This window comes from Paenibacillus glycinis, from assembly GCF_009909185.1.
In the GTDB taxonomy this organism is placed as follows: domain Bacteria; phylum Bacillota; class Bacilli; order Paenibacillales; family Paenibacillaceae; genus Paenibacillus_Z; species Paenibacillus_Z glycinis.
This window is the reverse complement of record NZ_JAAAMV010000036.1, coordinates 1-25,745: the sequence shown is the minus strand read 5'-3', so window position 1 is coordinate 25,745 and position 25,745 is coordinate 1. Positions and strand designations below refer to the sequence as shown.

Sequence of the window (25,745 nt, the reverse complement as noted above, 5' to 3'; positions counted from 1 at the left end):
CCGAGGGCGCGGTGCCGCGGTGCGGGGGCGCGTTCGAGCAGGTAAGGCAGAGGAAGGGAGACTTGGCAAACGCCCGTCCGTATGCGATCATGGGAGCATATTGGGTCTGGGGAGGATAAGCGAAGATGAAATGCGCCGTATTGGACGATTACCAGCAGGTTGCTTTGTCGATGGCGGACTGGTCGGCTGTCGCGGATCGCGTCGAGGTGAAGGTCTTCCATGATCATTTCGGGAACGAGGACGAATTGGCCGCCGCGATCGGAGATTGCGAGATCGTCGTCATCATGCGGGAACGGACGCCGTTCCGCGGGACGCTGTTCGAGCGGCTTCCCCGGTTGAAGCTGCTGGTCACGACGGGCATGCGCAACGCATCCGTCGATCTGGCCGCCGCGGCGGAACGCGGAATCGTCGTATGCGGAACGCGCGGGGGCGGCGAAGGCACGACCGAGCTGACGTGGGCGCTGATCTTGGGCTTGGCGAGAAGGCTCGTGCAGGAGAACGAGGCGCTGCGCGGCGGCGGACAATGGCAGAGCACGATCGGCGTCGACCTGATCGGCAAGCGGCTCGGCCTGCTCGGACTAGGCCATATCGGAAGCAACGTCGCGCGGATCGGCCAAGCGTTCGGCATGGAGGTTGCCGCGTGGAGTCCGAATCTGACCGCGGACAAAGCCGAAGCCGCCGGGGTGCGGTTGGCCGCGTCGAAGGAAGAGCTGCTGGAGAGCAGCGATTTCGTCTCGATTCATCTCGTGCTCGGCGATCGCTCGAGAGGCTTGATCGGCGCCCGCGAGCTCGGGCTTATGAAGCCGACCGCCTACCTTATCAACACTTCGCGCGCGCCGATCGTCGACAGGGAAGCGCTCGTTGCGGCGCTGCGCGGCGGCACGATCGCCGGAGCCGGGCTGGACGTATTCGAGACGGAGCCGCTGCCGGCGGACGATCCGCTGCGCTCGCTGCCGAACGTGCTGGCGACGCCTCACGTCGGTTACGTCACCGAAGCGGCCTATCGCGGCTTCTTCCGCGGCGTCGTCGCGGATATCGAGGCGTTCCTGAACGGATCGCCCGTGAACGTGCTGGGCTGATCGGTCGGATGCCGCGGCGCCGGATTGACGAAGCCGCAGCAAAATCGAAAGGCAGCCGACCTCGCGTCGGTTGCCTTTTTGCGATAGGAAAGAACGGCTTCTCCTCGCAAAGGAAAAGCGCCCGATTGCAGGGAATACTAAATGGGTAAGGAAAATGCGGCTTTGCATCCGATACGCGCTTGCCGTATCGGATTGAGCCAACGACGCCATACGACGAAAGGACGGGAAGATCGCCGGATGACCGACAACGCGAGAGAACGCGCCGCGCAGGATATCGCCGCTCAGCTCGAAAGCCGTTTCGGGCTGTCCGTGACGGGCGCGATGCCGATCGAGAAGGGCTGGCTCAACGTCAAATGGAAGCTGGAGACGGACCGCGGGCCGTTATTCGTCAAGCACTATCACCCCGACCGGTACAAGCTGCATGCCAGTCCGGACAGACGGAGCGAATTGGAACGGAATCTCGGGCTGCAGCACCGGATGAGCGAAGCCGGCATACCGTGTCCGGGCGTCTACGGCTACGCGGGAACATACATACAGGAAACGCCGTCGGGCCTGTACTATACGGTGCTCGATTGGGTGGAAGGACAAACGGCGGAAGCCGGGTACTTGAATGCCGCGCAAATGTTCGCGTTAGGCGACGCGACGGGGCGGATGCACGAATGGCTGCGGACCCACGTTCCGACCGGCAAGCTTGCCTGGAAACCGGACAAGCCAGCGTATTGGCGCGAATGGGAACGGAATCGGAAGAACGCCGAAGACGCGGAAGACCGGACGGTGACGGCGTGGCTGGAACGGTCGAAGGCCATCGTGACGTCATTGGATTTCGGCATCTTCGATTCATGTCCGACCGGCTGGCTGCACTGGGACCTGTGGGTCGATAACCTCGTGCTGCGCGAGCATGGCGTGGCCGGGATCGTGGACTTCGACCGGATGGCCGTGGCCTATCCCGAGATCGACATCGCCCGCGTCGTGCTGTCGGGCACCTTGCGCGACGGGCGGATCCGATCCAACGAGGCGCGGGCTTATTTCGAAGGGCTTCGCAGGCGGACGGAAGCGCCGAAGGGCATCCTCGGCAGATCGCTGCGTTTGCTTTATGTGATCGAATCCCTATGGTGGCTGCGCGCGGAGGTGCGGCGCGATAGCGAGCTGCGTGGGATGCTTGCCCGATTCGTCGAAGAAATGCATTGGATCGAAGCGCAGTGGGACTCGCTTTCCGAACAAATGGACGGCTACTGATCGATGCGCGTCAAGCAAGGTTATAACGATGGAACGGGAAGGGTGATAGGCGTGGCATTCGAAATCGAAGAAACGACGATCGCGGACATTCAAGCGGCATTCGCTTCCGGCGAGCTGACGTCCAAGCAATTGGTGCTGAAATACATGCAGCGAATCGCGGATCATGACAAAAGCGGCCTGCTGGTCAATTCCGTGCTCGCGGTCAATCCCGATGCGCTGTTCATCGCGGAGGCGATGGACCGGGAACGGGAAACGACGGGCGCGCGAGGTCCGCTGCACGGCATCCCCGTCCTGCTTAAGGATAACGTCGACACCGGCGACAAAATGCCGACGAGCGCCGGCTCCCTCGCGCTGGCCGACAGCTACGCGCCGGAGGATGCGTTCATCGTGCGGAAGCTGCGGGAGGCCGGCGCCGTCATTCTCGGCAAAGCGAACATGACCGAGTTCGCCAACATGATGACCGAAGGCATGCCGTCCGGGTACAGCTCCCGCGGCGGGCAGGTGATGAACCCGTACAACATCTCGACGCCGACCGGCGGATCGAGCGCGGGTTCGGGCGTCGCGGTCGCGGCGAACTTCTGCGCGGCGGCGGTCGGCACGGAGACGTCGGGATCGATTCTGAACCCGAGCAACCTTTGCTCGGTCGTCGGCATCAAGCCGACGGTCGGCCTGCTGAGCCGCACGGGCATTCTCCCGTTGTCCAACTCGCAGGACACCGCCGGGCCGATGGCCAGAACGGTCACGGACGCGGTGCTGCTGTTGCAAGCGATGACGGGTTACGACGAGCGCGACGCGGCGATGGGCGGCGGCATCGGCAAGCAGCCGGAGGACTACCGGGCGTTCCTCGATCCGGCAGGGCTGCAAGGCGCGAGAATCGGCATACCGCGGGATTATTATTTCGAAGAACTGACCGAGGAGCAGCTGGCGATATTCGACCGGGCGGTCGGGATCATGCGAGATATGGGCGCGACCATCGTCGAGTCCGCGAACATCGTCACGGCCCGCAGCATCGTCTACTCCACCGTGCTGCTGAACGAATTCAAGGCTTCCCTGAACGCCTACCTCTCGAAGCTCGGTCCGGGCGCCCCGATGCGCACGCTGAAGGAAATCATCGCCTTCAACCACGAGCACCCCGTCGAAACGTTGAAATACGGGCAAAAAACGCTGATCAACGCGGAATACCATTCATCGGGCACGTTGACCGACGTGCGTTACTTGAACGACCGAGCGACGGATATCCGTTTGTGCAAGGAAGAAGGCATCGACGCGACGATGAAGGAGCACCGCCTGGACGCGCTGCTGTTCCCCGCGGACTTCGGCTCGCGGCTCGCGGCGCGGGCGGGTTACCCGTCGATCGCCGTGCCGGCCGGTTATACGGAAGCCGGGCCTGCGTTCGGGGTCGCGTTCACGGCGAGAGCCTACGAGGAGCCGACCTTGATCCGTCTCGCCTATGCGTTCGAGCAGGGCACGAAATTCCGGCGTCCGCCGTCCTTGAAGAGCTTCATCGGTTAACGCGAGTCCCCGCCCGCGGCGCCCTGCCGCTGGCGGGGATTTTTTTGGCGAACAGGCATAGTAAGCAAGCAGGGCGGTACGACAGCCGATCCGTCAAGGATTGTCGCGTCCCGTTCCGCGGGGATTGTCGCATCCCGCTTCCGTTTCGAAGGGACTATCGCGTTCCGTTCCGCAGGGACTATCACAACCCGCTCCGCAGGTGCTGCCACATCCAATGAACTATCGCAACCCGCTCCGCAGGTGCTATCACGTCCCGCTTCGCAGGTGCTGTCACATCCCGCTCCGCTGTCTCGTTTTATAGATGCGGACATCGTCATGTCGGTTCCGCCAAACTCGATGTGCATAAAGGAGCTCTTCAGCATGAATCGAAACTCGTACTACTGGCGCAAGCTGCACTCACTGCTCGGGGTAATCCCCCTCGGGGGCTTCATTGTCGTTCACGCGTTGGCCAACTATCAGGCGTTCGAGCGCGGGCCGGAGGGATTCACGGGGGCCGTGCATTTCATCAACGGCCTGCCGCTCGTGCCCTTGCTCGAGATTTTCGGCATCTATCTTCCGATTTTGTTCCACGGCGTTTACGGGTTGTATATGGCTTACCAGTCGAACGTGAATCCCGGACAGTACTCGTACGGCCGCAATTGGGCATTCATGCTGCAGCGGCTAACCGGCGTGCTCACGTTCATCTTCGTATTCTGGCATGTCTACAATACACGCGTTCAGGTTTATCTGGGCAACGTCACGCATGAGGAGCTGGGCGCCACGATGCATGGCATCGCCACGCATCCCGCATACTTCGCGCTCTACGTCATCGCCGTCTTGTCGGCGGTCTTTCATTTCAGCAACGGCCTGTGGGCGTTCATGATCAGCTGGGGCATCACGGTTTCCCCGCGCGCCCAGAAAATATCCTCTTACTTCTGCATGATCCTCTTCGCGGCGATCTCCGCGCTGTTGATTCTGTCCCTGGTCGCGTTTACCGGCGAGGAATTCACGGCTTCGACCGGTGCCACGCAATCGCAGCTGCTGCACTGACAACGCGAATCCCCGTTTGCGGCACTGCGCCGCGAACGGGGATTTTTTGCTGCGTTTGTCGGATTTTCTCCGACTAAGAGGGCTCGTCCGAAGCCGAAGCCTTGTTTACGCGGAAGCGATACCTTCGGCCGTCGTCGAATCGGAGTCCGGCTAAGGGGACGGACTTCGTACGTTTACCATAGAAATTGGATTATTACCTTATGTAAGTGCTTACATCATTTCTTTATAATGATGATGGACAAAGCATGGCTGTCATTTCCAGCCGAGAAAGAAGGGGGTAACCGGTTCGAAGGCAGTACGTTCAAGGACGGGCAAATGGGCGATCGCTGCAGAAAAGGAATGAAAAGTGTCTGTCGCAAGTCAAGACTACGATCTATTCAGGGAGGTAGCCAAATGGGAATCAAGCGCGAATGGGGACGGCTTCATCGTGCCATGGCGTTTTTGCTGACGTTTTCCATGCTTATTTCGACCTTTATCGGCTTCGGCTTTCCAAGAACGGTCCGGGCTGCCGGCGATGACGGCGACCGCTTCACCACGGTCACGTCTCCGGCATATCGCTCGGACATTACGAGCAACGTCATTACGATTACGTTCCATAACGCGCTCGGCACGACCGCGAAGGTCTATTCGCAGAAGCAGCCGGGCGATTTGAACAATACCACGAACGGCACGAAGGATCTCGTCGGCGACGTCACGCTCGCGAACGGCGACGGAAGCGTCCAATTCCCCGCTTCCGAGTATCCGTACGGTCCGATTGCCGTGCGTATCCAGGTGTTCCAGAACGGCACCGAAATCGACAATGCCTACCTGCAGCTGAACAATAAGGTCGGCGTGCACTGGCGGGCCGGGCTCGACAACGCGCCGGTCAACCCGGTGACGAGCGGCATGGACGCCGTCTTCACGGACGATTTCAAGACGATGCCGACGATCAACAAGACCGGCATCGGCGCGACGTACGCGTCGGCCAAGGTGGACGAGGCGCGCGGCGGCATGTTCGGCTGGGCGGCGTTCGAGGATGCCGACGGCCCGAACAATCCGTTCTCGATCGACGACGACGAATACATGAAGCTGTCGACGGTCTATCACCCGACGGGCTACGTCCGCGACGACTATTGGAAGCAGAAAGTCAGCACCGGCTACCTGTCCTCCATGGACCAGGCGGGCGGCGGCTTCCATACGGAGGGCGGACGCAATCAATACTTCGAAGCGCGGATGTTCTTCGGGCCGAATCCGGGCATGTGGCCGGCGTTCTGGACGTTGACGGCGAACGGCTACGTTCAGAATCCGAATCTCGCGAATCAGCCGAGCGACGAATTGGATATTATCGAAGGTTACTTGGGCACGCCTTCCGGCTATCAAATCGCCTGGCATCCATGGGGGTACGACAAGCCGGCGGCCGCGGGCTACGACGCCAGCAAGCTGGGCGGCGGCTACAGCGCCAACCTCGACACGTCCGCGTTCAACAATATCAATTTGGCGATGGGCTTCCATACGCTGGCGGTCTACATCACGAAGGATTGGACGTACTATTACTGCGACAACGTGGAAGTGACGCGTCACAAGACGCTGCCATTCAGCTGGGAATACGGCAATTATTTCATTATTAACGCCGCCGTGTCCGATCATTACGGCATCAACGGCAACGCCGCGGATCCGTTCGAGCATTTCGACGTGCCGGGCGGGTTCACGCGCTATGGCAACGAGGCCGACACGTACGTCGACTGGGTACGCGTCTATCAAGACGCGCCGGGCACGGTTCGCTTCGAAAGCGATTCTTCCGTCAAGGCGCTCTCCGGCGACGTCGTGCGCGTCAACGTGAGTCGCAACGATGCAGCGAAGGCGCTCTCCGGCAATTACCGTGTCGATGCGCCCGCAGGCTGGAAGATCATGAACGGCGAGCAATTCGTCGACATGAGCGGTACGTATAACGCGCCCTTCGCGGCAGGCGCGAGCAGCGACACGCTGACCTTCCTTGTCCCGAACGATTACGACGAGACGGCGAATATTACGATTACGCCGGTAACGGGCGGAGGAACGTCCTACTCGCCGATCGTCGTCAGCGCGACGGCAACGGGCGCGACGGGCGAGTTGATCCGCGTCGACTCCAGCACTTATCCATATCGCAATACGGGCGGCGGCGATCAAGGATCGTGGGCGACGTACGACCCGAGCACGAACCTCGAGACGTACTTCAATTTCATCGAAGGCGGCTGGTGGCGGGACGGCTGGAGCTGGATGTACGTCAACGAGAACGCTTCGACGGCCATGGAGTTCAAATTCAACGGGACGACGATCTCGCTCGATATGACGAAGTGCAGCGAATGCGGCGAAGGCGATATCTACTTGGACGGCCAGCTGCAGCAGCATATCGATACGAACGCCACATCCGACCAGACGGTTCGGATCTTCGAGAAGAGCGGGCTGGCCGACGGCGACCATACGCTCAAAATCATGGGCGCGAACAGCACGGTCACGCGTTACCTGCGCATCGCGGGCTTTGAATTCCGCCATTTCGAAGACCCGAACACGCCGAAATTCTGGACGGAGGATACGTTCTTCAAGGCAGCTCCGGGGGATGAAATCGCCGTCGACATTAACCGCAACGGCGCGGCCGGCACGCGCTTCGGCACGTACGGCCTGACGTTCCCGACGAGCGGATGGCAGGTGAAGGTTGGCGACAATTGGCAGGCGGCAACGAGCCAGTCGTTCTCGACCAACCATTACGAGGATACGATTCAATTGAAGGTTCCTTCGAACTACGCGAGCAAGAACGGTCAGGTCGTCATCACGCCGACGAGCAGCGACGGTACCTATGATCCGATGAAGGTAACCGTGCAGGCACCGGACGCACCGGAAGCCCCGGCGATCACGGGGGTCGGCGAGAAGCGCACGGTCGACTCGACCACCTACCCGTACGTGAACGCGACCGGAGGGACGGACGGCGCGTGGACGTCGTTCAACCATAGCTCGCAGCCGATCGATTACTTCGCGTTCCATGGCAACTGGTGGAAAGACAGCTGGGCGTGGATGTATATCACGGCAGGTACCGATCAGGACGTGACGTTCAACTTCGAGGGCGATGCCGTAGGGCTGTACGCCCGCTATATCGACGGCGGCAGCGCGTTCGACGTGTATATCGACGGCGTCAAGCAAGGCTCGGTCGATACGAACGGCAGCAGCGGCAAGAAACGGGTATTCAGCAAGAGCGGTCTCCCTGTCGGAAACCACGCGCTCAAGCTGGTCGTCACGAGACCGGGCGGCTCCATCGTGCTGGAAGGCTTCGAGTACGATTACGTGAAGTCGAACGAGATTCAAACGATCCGCGTCGATTCGACGACGTATCCGTACAAGAGCACCTCGGGCGGAGACGGCGGCAATTGGGGACAATTCGATATAACGACGCAAGCCAAAGATTATTTCACGACGACCGGCGGCTGGTGGCATGACAGCTGGGGCTACATGTACGACAACGCCAACAACAACGGCGACGTGAACGCCTTCACGTTCGACGGCACGGCGGTATCCGTGTTCATGCGCACGTACGACAAAGGCGGATTGCTCGACGTCTATCTGGACGGCGTGTTCCAGACGACGATCGATTCCAAAACGGCAGCCACGGTATCGAATGCCAAAGTATTCGAGAAGACGGGCTTGCGCGGCGGTCAGCATAAACTGGAGTTAAAGGTCAAGACCGATGCCAACGGCGGCCGCGAGACCGCCATCGTGGACGGCTTCGAGTACGTATACGACCCGAACGCGGCCGTTCCCGGGTTCGCGGCGCCGGCTTCGCTGAACGTCGTGCAAGGCGAGAACGCGAGCATCGCGATTACGCGCGATGAAGCGGCGCAAGGGATGGCCGGCACGTACGAAGTGACGTTCCCGGACAGCAATTGGTCCGTCGTGTCCGGAGGCAGTTTCTCGGCCGGAAGCGCGAGCGACACGATCGTCGTCAGCGTGCCGGCGAGTTACGCGCTGCCGAACGGCACGATCAAGATCGCGCCGATCGTGGACGGCATCAAGTACGCGGAGCAGACGGTATCCGTCGTGGCGCCAAAGATTCCGCTGCCGGATCTGGTCACGCTGCAATCGCCGGCTTATCGGGCAGAGCTTGACGGCGAGTCGACGCTGAATTTCACGGCGAAGGGCGGCTATGCCGCCGCGGCAGGCTATATGCTGCATCAGCCGGACGCCGGCCATTCGGATTCGTCCGGCTACATCGTCAAGCTGGCCGACGTCACGCTGGACGGCGACGGCAAAGGCTCGATCACCTTCGACGCCGATCAATACCCGCACGGCCCTGTCGCGGTGAAGGTGACGGCGACGAAGGCGGACGGCTCGAAGACGATCGAGGATTACTTCCAGTTCTACAATACGGGCGGCGTAGATTGGAACATGGGCCTCGAGAACGCGCCGATGCCGTCGCAATTGAACGGTCTCGATATGCAGGTGACGTTCGAGGACGACTACAAGACGATGCCGACGATCTCGAAGACGGGCATCGACGGACAAGGCCAACGCACGACGTACGCGTCGCACAAGCCGGATTACAAGGATTACGGCAACGCCTTGTTCGCCGACCGCGGCAGCGCGTACGATCCGTTCGAGCAAGTCGAGGATTACTTGAAGATCAAGACGAAGTACTACGAAGAGAAGCTGCCTGCCAGCGTCGACGGCTACCAGCGCAACTATACGACGGGCTTCCTCAGCTCCGTCGGCGATGACGGCACGGGCTTCCGCACGAAAGGCTACACGGAACAATACCTGGAGGCCCGCTTCTTCGTCGGCGCCAACCCGGGCCAATGGCCGGCGTTCTGGACGCTGACCGGCGTGAACGACGAAGCGACCGACGAGCTCGATATTATCGAGGCGTACCCGCCGAACGTGTCGGGTTACTCCATCGCCACGCATCCATGGGGCTACGATAACCTGGACGGCGGCGGCAAGGCGGTCAACACGGTCGACCTGATCGGCAGCGACGCCGGCAACATCTCGATGGGCTTCCACACGTACGGCGTGCTCGTCGCGGAAGATTACACGACGTACTACTTCGACAACAAGGAAGTCTACAAGCAGAAGACGCTGCCGTTGTCGTGGCGCAAGGGAAGCTATTTCCTGATCAACAACGCCATGACGCAAAGCGACGCGTTCCCGCCAGGCTACGGATTCGACCGTTACGGCGATCAATCCGACATGTATATCGACTGGGTCCGCGTGTACGAGCAGCCGGCGGATCCGGCGGACGCGATCTTCGACACGGCCGTATTCAGTCCGGTTAACGTAACGCCGGGTCAGGACATCAGCCTGGACATCAACCGCGTGAGCGACGGCGCGAAAGCGCTAAGCGGCACGTATCAGGTCGAGATGCCGCAAGGCTGGACGATCGTCTCCGGCGCAGCGTTCGGCGCGGGCGCATCGAAAGACACGCTCGTGCTGCACGTACCGGATAATTACGCCAAATACACGTACGACCTGAAGATCACGCCGGTAGCGAACGGCACGAACTACAAGACGCTGACCGTGCAGACCAAGAACACGGACGATTCGATCGGCGTCGAGATTTATCCGGCGCAGAACGCGGCGAAAGACGGCTATGACGTCAAAGTCGCGCTGACGAACAAGCACGACTCGGGCAGCGTCGCCGGCGGCACCGTGCAAGTCGCGGCGCCGGCAGCGGCGGCGGGCAGCTACGGCTTCGTCGACATCGCAGGCGGCACGACGCAGTACGTCACGATTCCGGCCGCGATGCTGTCGGCGGACGGCCGCACGCATTTCACGTTCCACATTACGAACGCGGACGGTTACGACCGTACCTTCGACAAGGACATCAGCGATCTGACGGCAACGCGCGTCGATCCGGAGCATCCGATCCTCGTCGGCGGCGCGCTAGACGGCACGATCGAAGCGGACGCATGGTCCGGCTCGCAGGTCATCCACATGGACGGCGCCCAATCCGGCGACCGTTCGGGCGATCAATACGTCAAGTGGGACGACGACTACCTCTACCTGGCCGTGCAAGTGACGGACGACGTGCACAGCATGTCCGCGGCCAACGTCTACGATTCCTGGGGCGCCGACAGCCTGCAGGTGTCGTTCGATCCGGAACGTCCGGGCAGAACGGCCACGAGCGATAACCATCCGCGCTTCATCGCGTCGCTGAACGCGGCGACGGGCGAATCCGCGCTCGGCAACGAAACATGGGGACCGGTCACGACCGGCAACCTGAACGACATCAAGTACAAATTCACCCGCGACGAAGCGAATCACATGACCAATTACGTGGTCGCGTTCCCGTGGAACAGCATTCTCACCGACGCTCGCAAGCCGGCGACGGCGGACCTGACCGACCTCGGCATCTCCGTCATCGTCAACGACAACGACGGCGGCGGCCGCGAAGGCTGGATCTCCTACATGGACGGCATCTCGACCGGCAAGGATCCGCTGAAATTCGGCGATTTGATTCTGTCTTCGAGCACTTCGCTGCAGCCGGAGGAACCTGCGGATACGCTGCACGCGACGATTGCCGCGCCGGCATCGGCGCACGTCGGCGGGCCGGTCGATCTGAACGTCGGCATCGCCGGCGTGACGGACCGGTTCTCGATTGCCGATCTGACCGTGAATTACGATCCGAACAAAATCGCATTCGAGACGATCGCGGACGAGAACGGCAAGCGCAGCCTGGCCGAGAACGCCATCGCTTCGCTGAAGGACCATTTCGTCGTGCTCGGCACGGCGGTCAAACCGGAGCTTGGCCAAATCCGCATCCTGATGGCCGGCGAAGGCGCGAGCAACGGCGTGCAGACGGACGGCGACCTGCTGACGCTGCACGGCTCGATCAAAGGCGACGCGGCCATCGGCACGACCGCGGTGACGCTGTCGAACTTCACGATCGGCGACGAGGGCGCGACCGCGAGCGTCGATACGACCGGCGCGTCGGCCGGCATCGAGATCGGAAACGTCGACAAGAACGAGCTGAGCGCAGCGATTGACGCGGCGCAAAGCAAGCATGACGCCGCTGTCGAAGGCTCGCAGTCCGGCATGTATCAGCCGGGCGCGAAGGCCGAGCTGCAAACGGCGATCGACGCCGCTGCCGCCGTCCGGGACAACGCTTCGGCAACGCAGCAGCAGGTGAACGAAGCGGCTGCCGCGCTCGCGAGCGCGGTGACCGCGTTCAATGGCAAAGCGGTTGTCGTCAACGCCGACAAAACCGCGCTGATCGCGGCGATCAACGGCGCGCAAAGCAAGCACGATGCCGCCTCGGAAGGCACGAAGCTCGGCAAGTACGCGGCCGGGTCGAAGGCCGCCCTGCAGACGGCGATCAACAGCGCGATCGCGGTCAGGGACAGCTCCGCGACCCAAAGTCAGGTAAACCAAGCCGTGACGGATCTGAACGCCGCGGTGCAGACGTTCCTGACCAAGCTGAATACGCTCGTGCCGGGTCAGACCAGCATTACGATCAAGGACCTGTCGCTCATCGTGAAATACTTCGGCAAAAAATCGACGGACGAGGGCTGGGAGGCCATCGCCGCGGCCGACATCTTCGACAGCGGCGAAATTACGATTCAATCGCTTGCCGCCGTCGCCCGCATGATTCTCGATGACTGGCTTGCGGAATAACAGTTTCTTCCATCTAGCGGAGGAGGGCTTCCGAGCCTTCCTCTACGTCGAAATCTCGATTTGCTAAAGGTTCGCTAGCCGTTTCATACATGACTTCGCTTCATTGCCTAGCTTAGCGTTTCCCGCAATGAAACGAGCTCCGCCGTTTATTCCCGACGGCGAGCCGTTTCATTTTGGGTTAACGGATACAGAAAGGAAGTGCCGCCGCATATGCCGCGCAAACTAATTATCGGATTTCTCGCCTGCCTGCTGCTCTGTGCCCAAAGCCTTGCGCCTGCCCGGGCAGCGGCGGTTCCGGTCTTCGCGTTGACCGATGCTCCGGCCGCGCCGGCAGTCGGCCGGGAAGTAAAGCTCGCGCTGCAAGGGAAGCAGCTCGCCGATGTCTATGCCTTTGACGTTACGCTCAGCTACGATGCCGGCAGGCTGCGGTTTAAAGAGGCCTCCAGCGCGATCGCGGGAATGTCGACCGACCCGATCCTGACCGATGGCCAGGTTCGTTTCGCGCATACGAAGATCGGCAAGACGGCCGGCGTCGGCGGAAGCGCGACTTTGGCTACGCTCACGTTCGTGGCGATCGGGAAAGGAGAGGCCCAAGTCTCCGTCAAGGAGCTGAAGACGGTCGATTCGGAGTTGAACATGACAACCTTGCATCCGGTTGCGAAGACGACCGTTCATATCGGCGCGGCGGGCGCTTTCAGCGATCTCGGAGCAAAGTGGTCTTGGGCTGCGGACGCAATCAATTATTTGTCTTCCAAAGGTATCGTAGGCGGTACGGGCAACGGCAAATACGAACCCGCCCTGCCGGTGAAGCGCGGCGATCTCATGCTCATGCTCGTGCGGGCGTTCGGATTGAAGGCGCAGGCGGACAAGGGCGGATTTGCCGATGTCCCGCAGGGCAAATATTACGCGGAAGCGATCGCCGCGGCCAAGGCGCTCGGCATCGCCACGGGCGACGGCGCGGGCTTCAAGCCGGAAGCGGCGGTGTCGCGGCAGGATCTGATGGCGCTGATCGACCGCACGCTGCAGGCGATCGGCAAACCGCTGCCGAAGCCCGCGGGGACGGAGCTGGACGGCTTCGCCGATAAAGCCGAAGTCGCGGATTATGCCAAGCTGTCCGTGGCCGCGCTGGTGAAGGCAGGCATCGTGAAGGGCGGCACCGGCGGCATCGAACCGTCCAAAAGCACGAATCGCGCGGAAACGGCGGTCATCCTGTACCGGATCCTCATGCAGCAGCAAGCTTAGCTCCGCCTATCGACAGGGCCGCTTCTGTCCATCCGGGACAGGGGCGGCCCTGTTCGCGCTGCGTCGGAGCTCCGGCTCGTTGCCGGCTGCGGTCCGTCCGAAGCCGAGGCGCGTACGCGCCCGTTCAGGATTCGGCTATACCCTCGTGCCCGCGGCGTCCGCCATGCACCGAATTGCGGGCAAGCTGTCTTGAAATCGAACCGCGCCGACAAGTACAATCGGAAGAGGATACGCGGTTGCCCGGTCATGCGGCAATCGGACAAAGGAGAGGACGGCAGTGTGATTCAACTTGCCAGCGTCATCAGCGGCCATCAGGCGATCACGGTGTACGAGGCCAACCAGCTCTACGGGCAGACCGGAAGATTCCGGGTACTGCAGTTCGCGGACGATGCGGTCCAAGGGGCTCTCGATCTGAAGAACCCGCGGCGAATCGTGCTCGAGTACCCGCGGGCGCTTATCCATCTAATGGAGCATAACGAGCCGTTCTTCAGGCGGCTCTTCGTGATCGGCCATGGCATCGGCACGATCGCGGCGCATTATCCGGACAAGCAGGTCACCGTCGCGGAGATCGACGAGCAGGTCGTGGCGTTATCCCGGACCTACTTTCAATACGCGCCGGACAACGTCTTGATCGGCGACGGCCGGCAGCTGCTCGCGGAACAAGCGGACGGACGGTTCGATTATATCGTGCTGGACGCCTTTACGAAGGAGGGCACGCCGCGGCACCTGAGCACCCTGGAGTTTTTCCGGCTGGCCAAGGATAAGCTCGACGGTCGCGGCATGCTGCTGCTGAACGTGATGGGAAAGGAAAACGGCGACAAGGGCGTGGCGTCCGTTTTTGCCACGCTGCAGCAAGCGTTCGTCCATGCGAAGGCGTTCGTGCTGCCGGGCGAGGGGCAGTCGGGGCTGCGGAATATGGTGCTGGCCGCAAGCGGACGGCCGATCGGGTACGAGCGGCAGGCGATGGCCGGGTTTGCGGAGTTCGTGCCGGAGGACGGCTACGTCATCGCGGACCGACGCCGGTGATCGGCGCGCGGAGAGCAAGAATGAACGGATAATCAAGCCTGATGCGGGGGAGGGACCAATCGGTCTCTCCTTTTTTTATGGGCGGATTCGCGTTTCGTCGATCGATTTGGCGATATGGTCAACGGCCGGCGAAGAAATCGGCACGCGATTGGCGATTTTGCGCATATCGGACTGGTATGCCATCCGCTAGTCTGTGGGAGAGAGCGATGTCTCTCGTCACACATTCGATCATCGGAGGTTGAAGAAATGAGAAGAGGGTTGACTTCCGGCCTAATCGTCGTACTTTTAGGCACGCTGCTTGCCGCTTGCACGTCCGGAGAGGATAAAGCGGGCACGGGAAACGGGAATGGAGATGGGAACGAGAATGGGAAAGGAGCCGCGGCGGAACCGGCGAACGCGGCGGAGGGGACGGCCGAGACGGGCGCCTATCCGATCAAGACCGACAAGACGCTGTCGTATTGGGGCGAGATCACCGGCAATCTGGTCGGCGTCAAACCGTCGCATAACGAGATTCCGTTCTTCCAGGATTGGCAGAAGAAGACGGGAGTCAAGCTGGAATTCACGGCGCCGCCGTCCGGCCAGACGAAGGAAGCGCTCAACGTGATGCTCGCTTCCGGCGACCTGCCCGACATGCTGGAGTACAACTTCCTGGCGTTCCCCGGCGGGCCGGAGAAGGCGATCGGCGACGGCTACATCTTGAAGCTCAACGACCTGATCGACAAGTACGCGCCGAACCTGAAGAAGTTTCTGCAGGACAATCCCGACATCGACAAAATGGTCAAGACCGACAGCGGCAGTTATTATGCGTTCCCGTTCATCCGCGGGGACGAATACCTGCGCGTCTTCCAAGGGCCGATCATCCGCAAGGACTGGCTGGACGAGCTGGGCCTGCCGATGCCCGAGACGATCGACGATTGGACGACGACGCTGCGCGCGTTCAAGGAGAAGAAAGGCGCGGCGGCCCCGCTGTCGTTCGTCAGCAAGCCGAGGTTCTTCAACGAATCCGGCAACGGCGCGTTCATCGGCGCGTTCGGCGTAAGCCGCGGCTTCTACCAGGAGGAAGGCAAGATCAAGTTCGGTCCGGCCGAGCCGGGGTTCAAGGATTATCTCCGTCAGTTCCACGACTGGTACGCGGAAGGCTTGATCGACAAGAACGCCGCGACGGCGGATTCGAAGGCGCTCGACGGGAACATCGCGTCGGACGCGACCGGCGCCACGGTCGCCAACGCGGGCGGCGGCATCGGCAAATGGCAGCCGCTCGTCGAAGCGAAGGACCCGAAGGCCGTTCTGGCCGCCGCGCCGTATCCGGTGCTGAAGCGAGGCGATACGCCGAAGTTCGGCCAGCGCCAGCAGGCGTATTCGTCCGAGGGCACCGTGGCGGTCACGACCTCGGCCAAGGATCCGGAGCTGGCGGTTCGCATGCTGGACTACGGCTACGGCGAGGAAGGACGGTTGTTTTTCAATTTCGGCACCGAGGGCGTCAGCTATAACATGGTAAACGGGTATCCGACGTATACCGACCTGCTGATGAAGAATCCGGATAAGCTCGCGCCGGCTCAGGCGATCTCGATGTACGCCCGCGGCAGCTATAACGGCCCGTTCATCCAAGACAAACGCTACGCGGAGCAGTTCTTCGCGCTTCAGACGCAGCGCGACGCGATCGGCATCTGGGCGAAGACCGACGCGGCCAAGTACAGCCTGCCGCCGCTTACGCCGACGCCGGAGGAAAGCTCGGAATACGCCGCGATCATGACCGATATCGACACGCTCGTGGACGAGATGACGCTCAAGATCATTCTGGGCACCGAGCCGGTCGACAAGTACGACGACTACCTCGCCAAGATGAAGTCGCTGAAGCTGGACCGCGCGATCGAGATCCAGACCGCCGCATTGGAGCGGTATAACAGCCGCTGAGGATACAGAGGGGAGGGCGCAGCCGCCCTCTCCGAACGAAACGAGGTGAACGTTACCAAGCCATGGCCAATCCGCAAACGCTCAAAAACCGCTTCGTCCGGGATTTCATGCTGAACAAATACCTGTATCTGATGATGCTGCCGGTCATCGCGTATTACGTCGTGTTTCACTACGCTCCCATGTACGGGGCGCTGATCGCCTTCAAGGACTATTCCCCGATGAAAGGCATATTGGGCAGCGACTGGGTCGGCCTGAAGCATTTCGAGGATTTCTTCCGCAGCTATTATTTCCTGCGCATCCTGAAGAACACGCTGCTGATCAGCCTGTACTCGCTGCTCTTCGAGTTCCCCGCGCCCATCGTGCTGGCGCTGCTCATCAACGAAGTGCGGCACCGCGCGTTCAAGCGCACGGTGCAGACGATCACGTACATGCCGTATTTCATCTCGCTGGTCGTCATCTGCGGCATCATCACCGACTTTACCAATGCCGACGGCTTGATCAACCGCGTGTTCACCTGGCTCGGCTACGACGGCCAGGCGATGCTGCAGAAGCCCGATCTGTTCCGACCGATCTATATCCTGTCGGAAATCTGGCAGCGAATCGGCTGGGAGTCGATCATCTATATCGCGGCCCTGATGAGCATCGACCAGGAGCAGTACGAGGCGGCGCGGATGGACGGCGCGAGCCGGTTCAAGCAGATCTTCTACATCACGCTGCCGGGGATCATGCCGACCATCGCGATCATGCTCATCCTGCGGATGGGCAACCTGCTCAACGTCGGCTTCGAGAAGATCATTCTGCTTTACAATCCGGTCACCTACGAGAAGGCCGACGTCATCTCGTCCTTCGTGTACCGCAAGGGCCTGCTCGAGTTCGGTTGGAGCTACAGCTCCGCCGTCGGCCTGTTCAATTCGGCGATCAATCTTGTCCTGCTCGTGCTCGCGAATTACGTTAGCCGCAGAGTGAGCAAGAACAGCTTATGGTGAGGGAGGTGAGATAGGATGAAAACGCAAGCTGGCGTGCTGGACAGAGCCTTCGATATCGCGGTCTACGCCGTCCTGATTCTGCTCGTCGCCGTCACGCTGTACCCGCTGCTGTACGTGCTGTTCGCCTCGCTCAGCGACGCCGGGCAGCTGATCGCCTACAAGGGCATCCTGTGGAAGCCGCTCGGCTTCAGCTTGGACGCCTACAAGAGCGTCATGGCGAACCCGGGCATCGCGATCGGCTACCGCAACACGCTCTTCATCGTCGTGGCCGGGGTCATCGTCAACCTGTTCGTGACGGCGCTTGGCGCATACGTGCTGTCCCGCAAGAACGTGCTGTGGAACAACGCGTTCATGTTCATCATCGTGTTCACGATGTTTTTCGGCGGCGGCCTGATCCCGCTTTATCTCGTCGTGAAGGGCGTCGGCCTGCTGGACTCGCTCTGGTCGACGATCATTCCGTTCTCGGTCAGCACCTTCAACCTGATCATCATGCGCACGGCGTTCATGGGCATCCCCGACAGCCTCGAGGAGTCGGCCAAGATCGACGGAGCGAACCATTTCACGATCCTGTTCCGCATCATTATCCCGCTGTCGATGCCGGTCATCGCCGTCATGATCCTATACTACGCGGTCGACAAATGGAACGGCTGGTTCTACGCCTCGGTCTTCATCAAGAGCAGGGAGCTCTTCCCGCTGCAGCTCGTGCTCCGGGAAATTCTGATCGCGAACTCCACCGACAGCATGTCGGCCGGCGCTTCGGCCGGCGACCGGTTCCAGCTCGGCGAGACGATCAAATACGCGACGATCATGGTCGCGACCGTTCCGATTCTATGCGTCTATCCGTTCGTGCAGCGGTTCTTCGTCAAGGGCGTCATGGTCGGTTCGTTGAAAGGCTAGCCGACCCGCGCGGGGCGTTCCGCGCGGCGGGCATACGAAAGGGGAGGCGGGCATGAACGCGAAATGGAACGAAACCGGCGCGCGGGCCGCATGGGAGCGGATCCGCGGCAAGGCGGACATGATGTTGGCGGCCATGGGAGACCGCTCGCCGCATGTCGCCGGGGAAGACGGCATATACGACGATGCGAGGATCGACTGGTGGACGTCCGGCTTCTGGCCGGGCATCCTGTGGCTCGTCTACGACATGACCGGCGACGCGCGGTACAAGGATGCCGCGTGGAGCCGGGACGAGCGGCTCGAACGGCTGTTCCTGCAGCCGAACCGGTTCTCCCACGACGTGGGCTTCCAATTCCTGCCGACGGCGGTATTCAAGTATCTGCTGACGGGCGACGAGGACGCGAAGCGAAGAGCGCTGTTCGCGGCGAACTTCCTGGCGGGCCGCTACAACCCGCGAGGCCGCTTCATCCGCGCTTGGAACGGGGACAGGATCGGCTGGGCGATCGCGGATACGGCGATGAACCTGTCGCTGCTGTTCTGGGCGGCGAAGGAAAGCGGCGATCCCCGCTTCGCGCATATCGCGACGGCGCATGCCGACACGGTCGTCAGGGAGTTTATCCGCGAGGACGGCTCGGTGCATCATATCGTCCGCTTCGATCCGGACACCGGCGCGCGCGCGGAGGCGATCGGCGGTCAAGGCGCTTCGCCGGATTCCGCCTGGAGCCGAGGCGCCGCGTGGGTGATCTACGGCATGGCGAACGCGTACAGGCATACGGGCGATGCGGCGTATCTCCTCGCGGCGCGGCGGGCGGCGAATTTCTTTCTCGCGCATTTGCCGGAGGACGACGTCCCGCATTGGGACTTCCGCTCGGGAGAGGACCCGGACGGCGAGCCGCCGCGCGACAGCTCGGCCTGCGCGATAGCGGCGTCGGGTCTGCTCGAGCTCGCGGACCTGCTTCCGGCGGACGAAGGAACGGACTACCGCGCGGCGGCGGAGCGGATGCTGTCTTCGCTGGACGAACATTATGCGACGTGGCATCTCGCGGATCACGAAGCGATCCTGCTGCACGGCACCGGCAACAAGCCGGCGGGGCAGAACGTGGACGTCTCGCTCATCTACGGCGACTATTTCTTCGTCGAGGCGGTCGCGAAGCTGAACGGCTGGAACCGCCGCATCTTCTGACCGGATGCCGGGTCCCGGCATCCGGGACGGCCGGAGCGACATGTCGGCCCGGTGCTCGGCAGAACCGTCGGCGCCAGGCGTCCGGACGAACAAGATCACGAACCTGCGCTCGGGAGAACCGTCGACGCCAGGCGGCCGGAGAAGGCCGGAGCGACATGCCGGCCCCGCGCTCGTCAGGTCCGCCGACTCCAGGCGGACATGCTCGCTATGCGCTAAACGCACCCGAACGGACGCCGGACGGTCCCTTCGGGCCGTTTGCGTGTCTCGATTTTGGCGTGCCGATCGGCGCTCTTGAAGCTTTTGTAAATCGCTTTGTCATTTTTCCCCATTCCGAAAGGCCGGATCGAATCGTTATAATAGAGCTCTGAGCATGCTCGGTAAGTTCGAATTGACGGTGAGGGGAGCTTGTCGATGATTCGTGGCATCTGGCACAAACGGAAAAGCATCGTCTTTACGTGGTTGTTGTCCTACAGCGCGGTCCTCTTCGTCCCGATCGTGATCAGCCTGGTCATTTATTCGCAGGCCAGCCATGCGCTGAAGAGCGAGATCCACCGCGCCAACGATTCCCTGCTCAAGCAGATGCGCTATACGATCGACAACCAGGTCGACCTGATGAAACGGCTCGACACGGAGATCACCTGGAACGACAAGCTGCAAAATCTGATGTATTCCAACAAGCCGGCCAAGGAGGCGCCGTTTACCGCTTACCAGCTGGCGAAGGAGTTCCGGCTGTATAAAACGTCCTATGCCTCGATCGACGAATTTTACGTCGTGTGGGATCAAGGCGGGTCCATCCTGCGGCCGGGCAACATCCGGGATATGCGCACGGCCTTCCGCACGATCCACGATACCGGGGCCATGACGTACGACGCGTGGTCGGAGACGATCGGGGAGGCGGGCCCGAACCGTTTCGCGGTGCTCCCGCATGTGGGCGCGGCAACATCGAAATCGTCCATCGCCTACGTTACGCAGCTGCCGAGCGACCTGAACGGGAGGGAGACGGGGACGGTCGTCGTGATGGCGGACGCGGCCAGGTTCCAGCAGGCGATCGAAAGCGTGTCGGGCTTCACCGGGGGACTGCTGCTCATCCTGAACAAGGACAACGAGATTCTGCTCTCGAGCCGACCGGACGCGCCGGAGCTGCAGCCCTTCATGGAAGGCGGGCAGGTCCGCCTCTCCTCCCCGCGGATCGGCGATTCGGAGCTGTTCTACATTCCGTCCGCCGTCTCGGATCTGAAATACGCGCTTATCTTCCCGAGCGCCCTCTATTGGGAGAAGGCGGAATACGTCCGCAGCTTCACGTTCGCGAGCATCTTGATCAGCCTGATCGGGGCGGGGATCCTGACCTGGTTCTTCACGCGGCGTAATTACTCTCCCATTCAGGCACTTGTGCAATCGCTTACAGACCGGGACGAGACGGCGACGCGGGAAGACGCCAACGAGCTCCGCTTCATCCAGCGCGCGATCCTGAACGCCCGAAGCGAGAAGGACCGGATCGCGCTGCAGCTGCAGAAGCATCAACAGACGCTGCGCTCCAACATGATCCATCGCCTGCTGAAAGGAAAGCTCGATACGCTCGTCCCGTACGAGGAAGCCTTCCGGTCGTTCCGCATGAAGCAGCCGTCGAACGAGTTCGCGGTCATCTTGTTCGTGCTGGAAAACGAGGAGAGCCTGTACGCGAAGCTGCCGGGCATCGATCTGAACGAAAGGAGCCGGCTCATTCCGTTCATCATCGGCAACGTCGTCGAGGAGCTGGCCATGCAGCGGCAGCATGCGGGGTATGTCGCCGAAGCGGACGACATGATGGTCTGCCTCGTCAATTTGGCGCCGGACGTCGCGCATGTCCGGGAGGACCTGCGGGCGATCGCCTTGGAAGCGCAGCAATTCCTGCGACGGTACGAGATGGAGCTGACGATCGCCATCAGCGGCAGCCATTCCTCGTGGACGGGGATCGCGGCGGCCTACCAGGAGGCGGTCGACGCGATGGAATACAAGATGGTGCTCGGGAAGAAAGGGATCATCGCCTACGAGGATATTCGCCCCGACCCGGCCGATTCGGCCCGCTCCGGCTACTACTACCCGCTTCAGGTCGAGCAGCAGCTGATCAATTTCATCAAGGCGGGCGATCTGGAGCAGGCTTCCGCGTATATGAACGAAATCACGGATCGCAATTTCGGCAAGCCGGTCATGCCGCTCACGCTGGCGCGCTGCCTGATCTTCAACATGGTCGGCACGATGGTGAAGGCGATCAACGAGCTGGGGGACGGGGACGGCGGCAGCGGCAGCGGCATCTGGGAGAACCATCCGCTCTGGATGGACAAGATCATCGCCTGCGACACGATCCAGGAAATGCGCGAGGAGCTGCATTCGCTGCTTGCGGACGTATGCGAGTTCGCCGCGGCGAAGCGGACGAGCGGCGTGTCGATGGAACGGGAAGGCTCGCTGCGCGAACTGATCGCCGGGGTGATGCGGTTCATCGAGGACCGATACACGGACGCGAACCTGAACGTGAACGCGATCGGCGAGCAATTCGATCTGAAGGGAAGCTACCTGTCGCGGCTGTTCAAAAATCAGACCGGCGAAGGGCTGCTCGACTGCATCCATAAAACGCGCATCCGGCAGGCCAAGGAAATGATCCGGACGAAGCAGGAATCCATCAACGAAATCTCGAAGCTCGTCGGCTACAACGACGCGGCGACGTTCATCAGGGTATTCAAGAAGTACGAGGGCATCACGCCGGGCAAGTACAAGGAAGTTTGTTAGAGGGGGCCATCGGGATGAAGAGGAAGTTCGCTTGGCTCGCCGCCGTCGCGGCGATAACGGCGGCGCTGCTGCCGCTAGCCGGCTGCATGAACGAAGCGGCCGTACCGACGGCGGCGATGAACGAGGCGGCCGACGGGCAGACGATCGCCGCCGCGTTCGGCGGAGGGGACGGGACGGCCCTGACGTACTGGGCCGAGCTGAACGGCAACGCGGCGAGCGCCAAGCAGCGTTTCCGGGACGTGCCTTTCTTTCAGGAATGGCAGCGCGAGACGGGCGTGAACTTGACCTTCATCCAGCCTCCGGCGAATCAAGCGAAGGAGGCGATCAACGTGCTGCTCGCGTCGGGCGAGCTGCCGGACATGATCGAGTACGATTGGAGCAATTTTCCCGGCGGCCCGGAGAAAGCGATCAAGGACGGCTATATCCTGCGCCTGAACGACGCGATCGATCGCTATGCGCCGAATCTGAAAGCATACCTGGACGCGCATCCCGACATCGACAAGCAGATCCGCACGGCGGACGGCAGCTATTACGCGTTCCCTTTCGTGCAGGAAGACGACCGGCTGCGGACCTATCAGGGACCGATCCTGCGAAAGGATTGGCTGGACGAGCTCGGCTTGGACGTGCCGGAGACGATCGCGGACTGGCATGCCGTGCTGCAGGCGTTCAAGGAGCGGAAGGGCGTCGAAGCGCCGCTGACGTTCCTCGGCGTGCCCAATCCGCTGTTCGGCATCGAGGGCGGCGCCTTCATCGGCGCTTACGGCATCAAGAAAGGCTTTTACCTGGAGAACGGCCAGGTGAAGTTCGGCCCGCAGGAGCCCGGATACAAGTCCTTTCTGGCATTGCTGCGCGATTGGTACGCCGAAGGCCTCATCGATCCGAATTTCGCCGCGGTCGATTCGGAGACGCAGGACGTCAGCATGCTGACGGGACGCAGCGGCGCGAGCATCTGGAACGCCGGCGCGGGGATCGGCACCTGGCTGCCGCTGCTGCGGCAGCGCGATCCGGCGGCCGAGCTGACCGCCGCGCCGTATCCCGTGCTGCATCGGGGAGAACGGCCGAAGTTCGGGCAGAAGGCGCCGTCCATCGGGTCGAGCGGCGGGGTGGCGATCGCCAAGACGAGCGCGAACGTCGAGGAAGCGGTCCGGCTGCTCGATTACGGCTACGGTCCCGAGGGCCACATGCTGTTCAATTTCGGCATCGAAGGGCTCAGCTACGAGATGAAGGACGGTTACCCGAAGTATACGGATCTCATCATGAGCAATCCGGACAAGCTGGCTCCTTCCCAGGCTTTGGCGATGTATACCCGGGCCAGCTACAACGGGCCGTTCGTCCAGGATGTCCGTTACATGGAGCAGTATTACGCGATGCCAGAGCAGAAGGAAGCGATTCGCCTCTGGAGCGACACGGACACGGACAGCCATATGCTGCCCGCTACGCCGAAGACCGAGAAGGAGAGCGCGGAGCTGTCCGTCATCATGCAGGACGCGTCGACGCTGGTGGACGAGATGTCGCTGAAATTCATCCTCGGCATCGAGCCGCTGGAGGGCTTCGACGCCTATGTCGGCACGCTGAAGTCGCTTGGCATCGACCGGGCGGTCGCGATCCAGCAGACGGCGTTCGACCGGTTCAAGCATCCGGTCGCGGACGAATAGCGGGCGGGATGCCGGTTCGCGGGAGGGTTCCAGCCAACGTTTATTGACGTCGACGACCGTTGTAACTATAATGGTTATATCGGTGGTGACAATCATGAAGCAAATAAGCACCCGTTTTTCCATGGCCGTCCATATCCTGAGCCTGATCGCGGTAAACGCGAACGAGATAACCGGAGAATACATCGCGGGCAGCGTGAATACCAATCCGGTGGTCATCCGGCGAATCATGGGCCTGTTGAAAAAAGCGGGGCTGGTGGACGTGCGTCCCGGGGTAGGCGGCGCTTTCTTGCTCCGAACGCCCGACCGGATCACGCTGCTCGATATTTATCGGGCGGTGAACCTGCTCGACGATAACCGGCTGTTCGGCATTCACGAGGACTCGAATATTCGGTGCCAGGTCGGACGCGGCATCGAGTCCGTGCTTCAGTCCGAATTGAGCGAAGCCCAGTCCGCCATGGAACGGCGGCTCGCGCAGACGACACTGAGCCAGCTAACCGCAAAATTCAGCTGAATGAGAGCTCGTAAAGAGCTTTTATTTATACAATCGTTGTAACCATAATGGTTATATCGAAAAAACACGATGAATTCGGGAGGAAAAAACATGAAGATGCTAGTGACGGGCGCGACGGGCAAATTGGGCAGTTTAGTCGTGGAAGCATTATTGAAGACGGTGCCGGCGAGCCGATTGGCCGTCAGCGTACGCAATCCGGAGAAGGCGGAAGCATTGAAGGCTCGCGGGGTAGAGGTTCGCGAGGGCGATTTCGACCGCCCGGACACCTTGGATGCCGCATTCGCGGGCATCGACCGGCTGCTGATCATCTCGGCGGACGGGGACAACGAGACCAGAATCCGGCAGCATGCGCACGCGGTAGAAGCGGCCAAACGAAACAACGTCGGCTTCATCGCCTATACCAGCGCGCCTAACGCGAGAAACAGCTCGTTATTCCTTGCCGCCGTTCACCGTGCCACGGAAGAAGCCATTATGAATACCGGCATCCCGTACTCGTTCCTGCGCAACAATTGGTACCTGGAAAACGAATCCGCGAATATCCAAGGCGCGCTGGCGGGGCATCCGTGGGTAACCTCCGCCGGATCCGGCAAGACCGGCTGGGCGTTGAGGCAGGAATACGCGGAAGCGGCCGCGGCGGTACTGTCGGGACAAGGGCACGAAAATACGGTCTACGAGCTCTCGGGCAAGCTGCTGACGCAAGACGAGTTCGCCTCGGCCGTCGGCGCGGCGATCGGCAAGGAAGTGCCCGTCGTGCAGGTCGACGATGCCAAATACGCGGAGATCATGGCGGGCGCAGGCGTTCCGGACTTCGTCGTGCCGATTCTTGTCGGCATCCAGCAGGGCATTCGCGAAGGCACGCTGGAGATCGAAAGCAATGATCTGGAGAAGCTGCTCGGCCGTCCGGCGACGCCGGTCGCAGAGGCGCTTGCTCTAATGCTTCATTCGTAAAACGCCGCGTAACAAGGGAGCCATGCTAGAAACCGAAAGTCGCGCATAGGATCCTTTCCTTTGTAAAACCAAGCCGCTGTGGTCATACCCCCGTCAAGTAGACAAATGAAAAAAGCTAAGCAGCCAACGCGCATCGATACTCAATCGGTGCGC

The 25,745-nt window shown here is 61.4% G+C and carries 15 protein-coding genes; all 15 read left to right on the top strand.

The window, feature by feature from the left end; all coding sequences use genetic code 11:
• Positions 1 to 125: 125 nt before the first annotated feature.
• On the top strand, positions 126 to 1,079 hold the full coding sequence (locus tag GT019_RS30085) for a D-2-hydroxyacid dehydrogenase family protein (protein WP_161747154.1): 954 nt from the start codon (positions 126 to 128) through the stop codon (positions 1,077 to 1,079).
• 237 nt (positions 1,080 to 1,316) lie between these two features.
• Positions 1,317 to 2,315 (top strand): phosphotransferase enzyme family protein, encoded by a 999-nt coding sequence (locus tag GT019_RS30080; protein WP_161747153.1) that lies wholly within the window; start codon positions 1,317 to 1,319, stop codon positions 2,313 to 2,315.
• 51 nt (positions 2,316 to 2,366) lie between these two features.
• Complete coding sequence (locus GT019_RS30075; RefSeq protein WP_328804073.1) at positions 2,367 to 3,827, top strand: amidase family protein; 1,461 nt, start codon at positions 2,367 to 2,369, stop codon at positions 3,825 to 3,827.
• 360 nt (positions 3,828 to 4,187) lie between these two features.
• Positions 4,188 to 4,856, top strand: coding sequence for a succinate dehydrogenase cytochrome b558 subunit (locus tag GT019_RS30070; RefSeq protein WP_161747151.1), 669 nt, complete (start codon positions 4,188 to 4,190; stop codon positions 4,854 to 4,856).
• Between the two features lie 393 nt (positions 4,857 to 5,249).
• Positions 5,250 to 12,470: a sugar-binding protein gene (locus GT019_RS30065; RefSeq protein ID WP_161747150.1), complete on the top strand. Its 7,221-nt coding sequence runs from the start codon at positions 5,250 to 5,252 to the stop codon at positions 12,468 to 12,470.
• 210 nt (positions 12,471 to 12,680) lie between these two features.
• Positions 12,681 to 13,712: an S-layer homology domain-containing protein gene (locus GT019_RS30060; RefSeq protein ID WP_161747149.1), complete on the top strand. Its 1,032-nt coding sequence runs from the start codon at positions 12,681 to 12,683 to the stop codon at positions 13,710 to 13,712.
• Between the two features lie 279 nt (positions 13,713 to 13,991).
• The gene (locus GT019_RS30055; protein WP_328804072.1) at positions 13,992 to 14,738 is read left to right on the top strand and encodes a spermidine synthase; all 747 of its coding nucleotides are present in this window, start codon (positions 13,992 to 13,994) and stop codon (positions 14,736 to 14,738) included.
• Between the two features lie 246 nt (positions 14,739 to 14,984).
• Positions 14,985 to 16,652 carry an extracellular solute-binding protein gene (locus GT019_RS30050; protein WP_161747147.1) on the top strand — a complete coding sequence of 556 codons (1,668 nt, stop codon included), beginning with the start codon at positions 14,985 to 14,987 and terminating at the stop codon, positions 16,650 to 16,652.
• A 62-nt stretch (positions 16,653 to 16,714) separates the two neighbouring features.
• Complete coding sequence (locus GT019_RS30045) at positions 16,715 to 17,638, top strand: ABC transporter permease (protein WP_161747146.1); 924 nt, start codon at positions 16,715 to 16,717, stop codon at positions 17,636 to 17,638.
• 15 nt (positions 17,639 to 17,653) lie between these two features.
• Positions 17,654 to 18,535 (top strand): carbohydrate ABC transporter permease, encoded by an 882-nt coding sequence (locus tag GT019_RS30040; RefSeq protein WP_161747145.1) that lies wholly within the window; start codon positions 17,654 to 17,656, stop codon positions 18,533 to 18,535.
• 52 nt (positions 18,536 to 18,587) lie between these two features.
• Positions 18,588 to 19,715 (top strand): glycoside hydrolase family 88 protein, encoded by a 1,128-nt coding sequence (locus GT019_RS30035; RefSeq protein ID WP_161747144.1) that lies wholly within the window; start codon positions 18,588 to 18,590, stop codon positions 19,713 to 19,715.
• Positions 19,716 to 20,126: 411 nt separating this feature from the next.
• A complete protein-coding gene (locus GT019_RS30030) occupies positions 20,127 to 22,478 on the top strand; it encodes a helix-turn-helix domain-containing protein (RefSeq protein ID WP_235949601.1) in 2,352 nt (783 codons plus the stop codon).
• Between the two features lie 14 nt (positions 22,479 to 22,492).
• The gene (locus GT019_RS30025; protein WP_235949600.1) at positions 22,493 to 24,133 is read left to right on the top strand and encodes an extracellular solute-binding protein; all 1,641 of its coding nucleotides are present in this window, start codon (positions 22,493 to 22,495) and stop codon (positions 24,131 to 24,133) included.
• Positions 24,134 to 24,227: 94 nt separating this feature from the next.
• Positions 24,228 to 24,644 carry an Rrf2 family transcriptional regulator gene (locus tag GT019_RS30020; protein WP_161747142.1) on the top strand — a complete coding sequence of 139 codons (417 nt, stop codon included), beginning with the start codon at positions 24,228 to 24,230 and terminating at the stop codon, positions 24,642 to 24,644.
• Positions 24,645 to 24,734: 90 nt separating this feature from the next.
• The gene (locus GT019_RS30015; RefSeq protein ID WP_161747141.1) at positions 24,735 to 25,592 is read left to right on the top strand and encodes an SDR family oxidoreductase; all 858 of its coding nucleotides are present in this window, start codon (positions 24,735 to 24,737) and stop codon (positions 25,590 to 25,592) included.
• Positions 25,593 to 25,745: the final 153 nt, after the last annotated feature.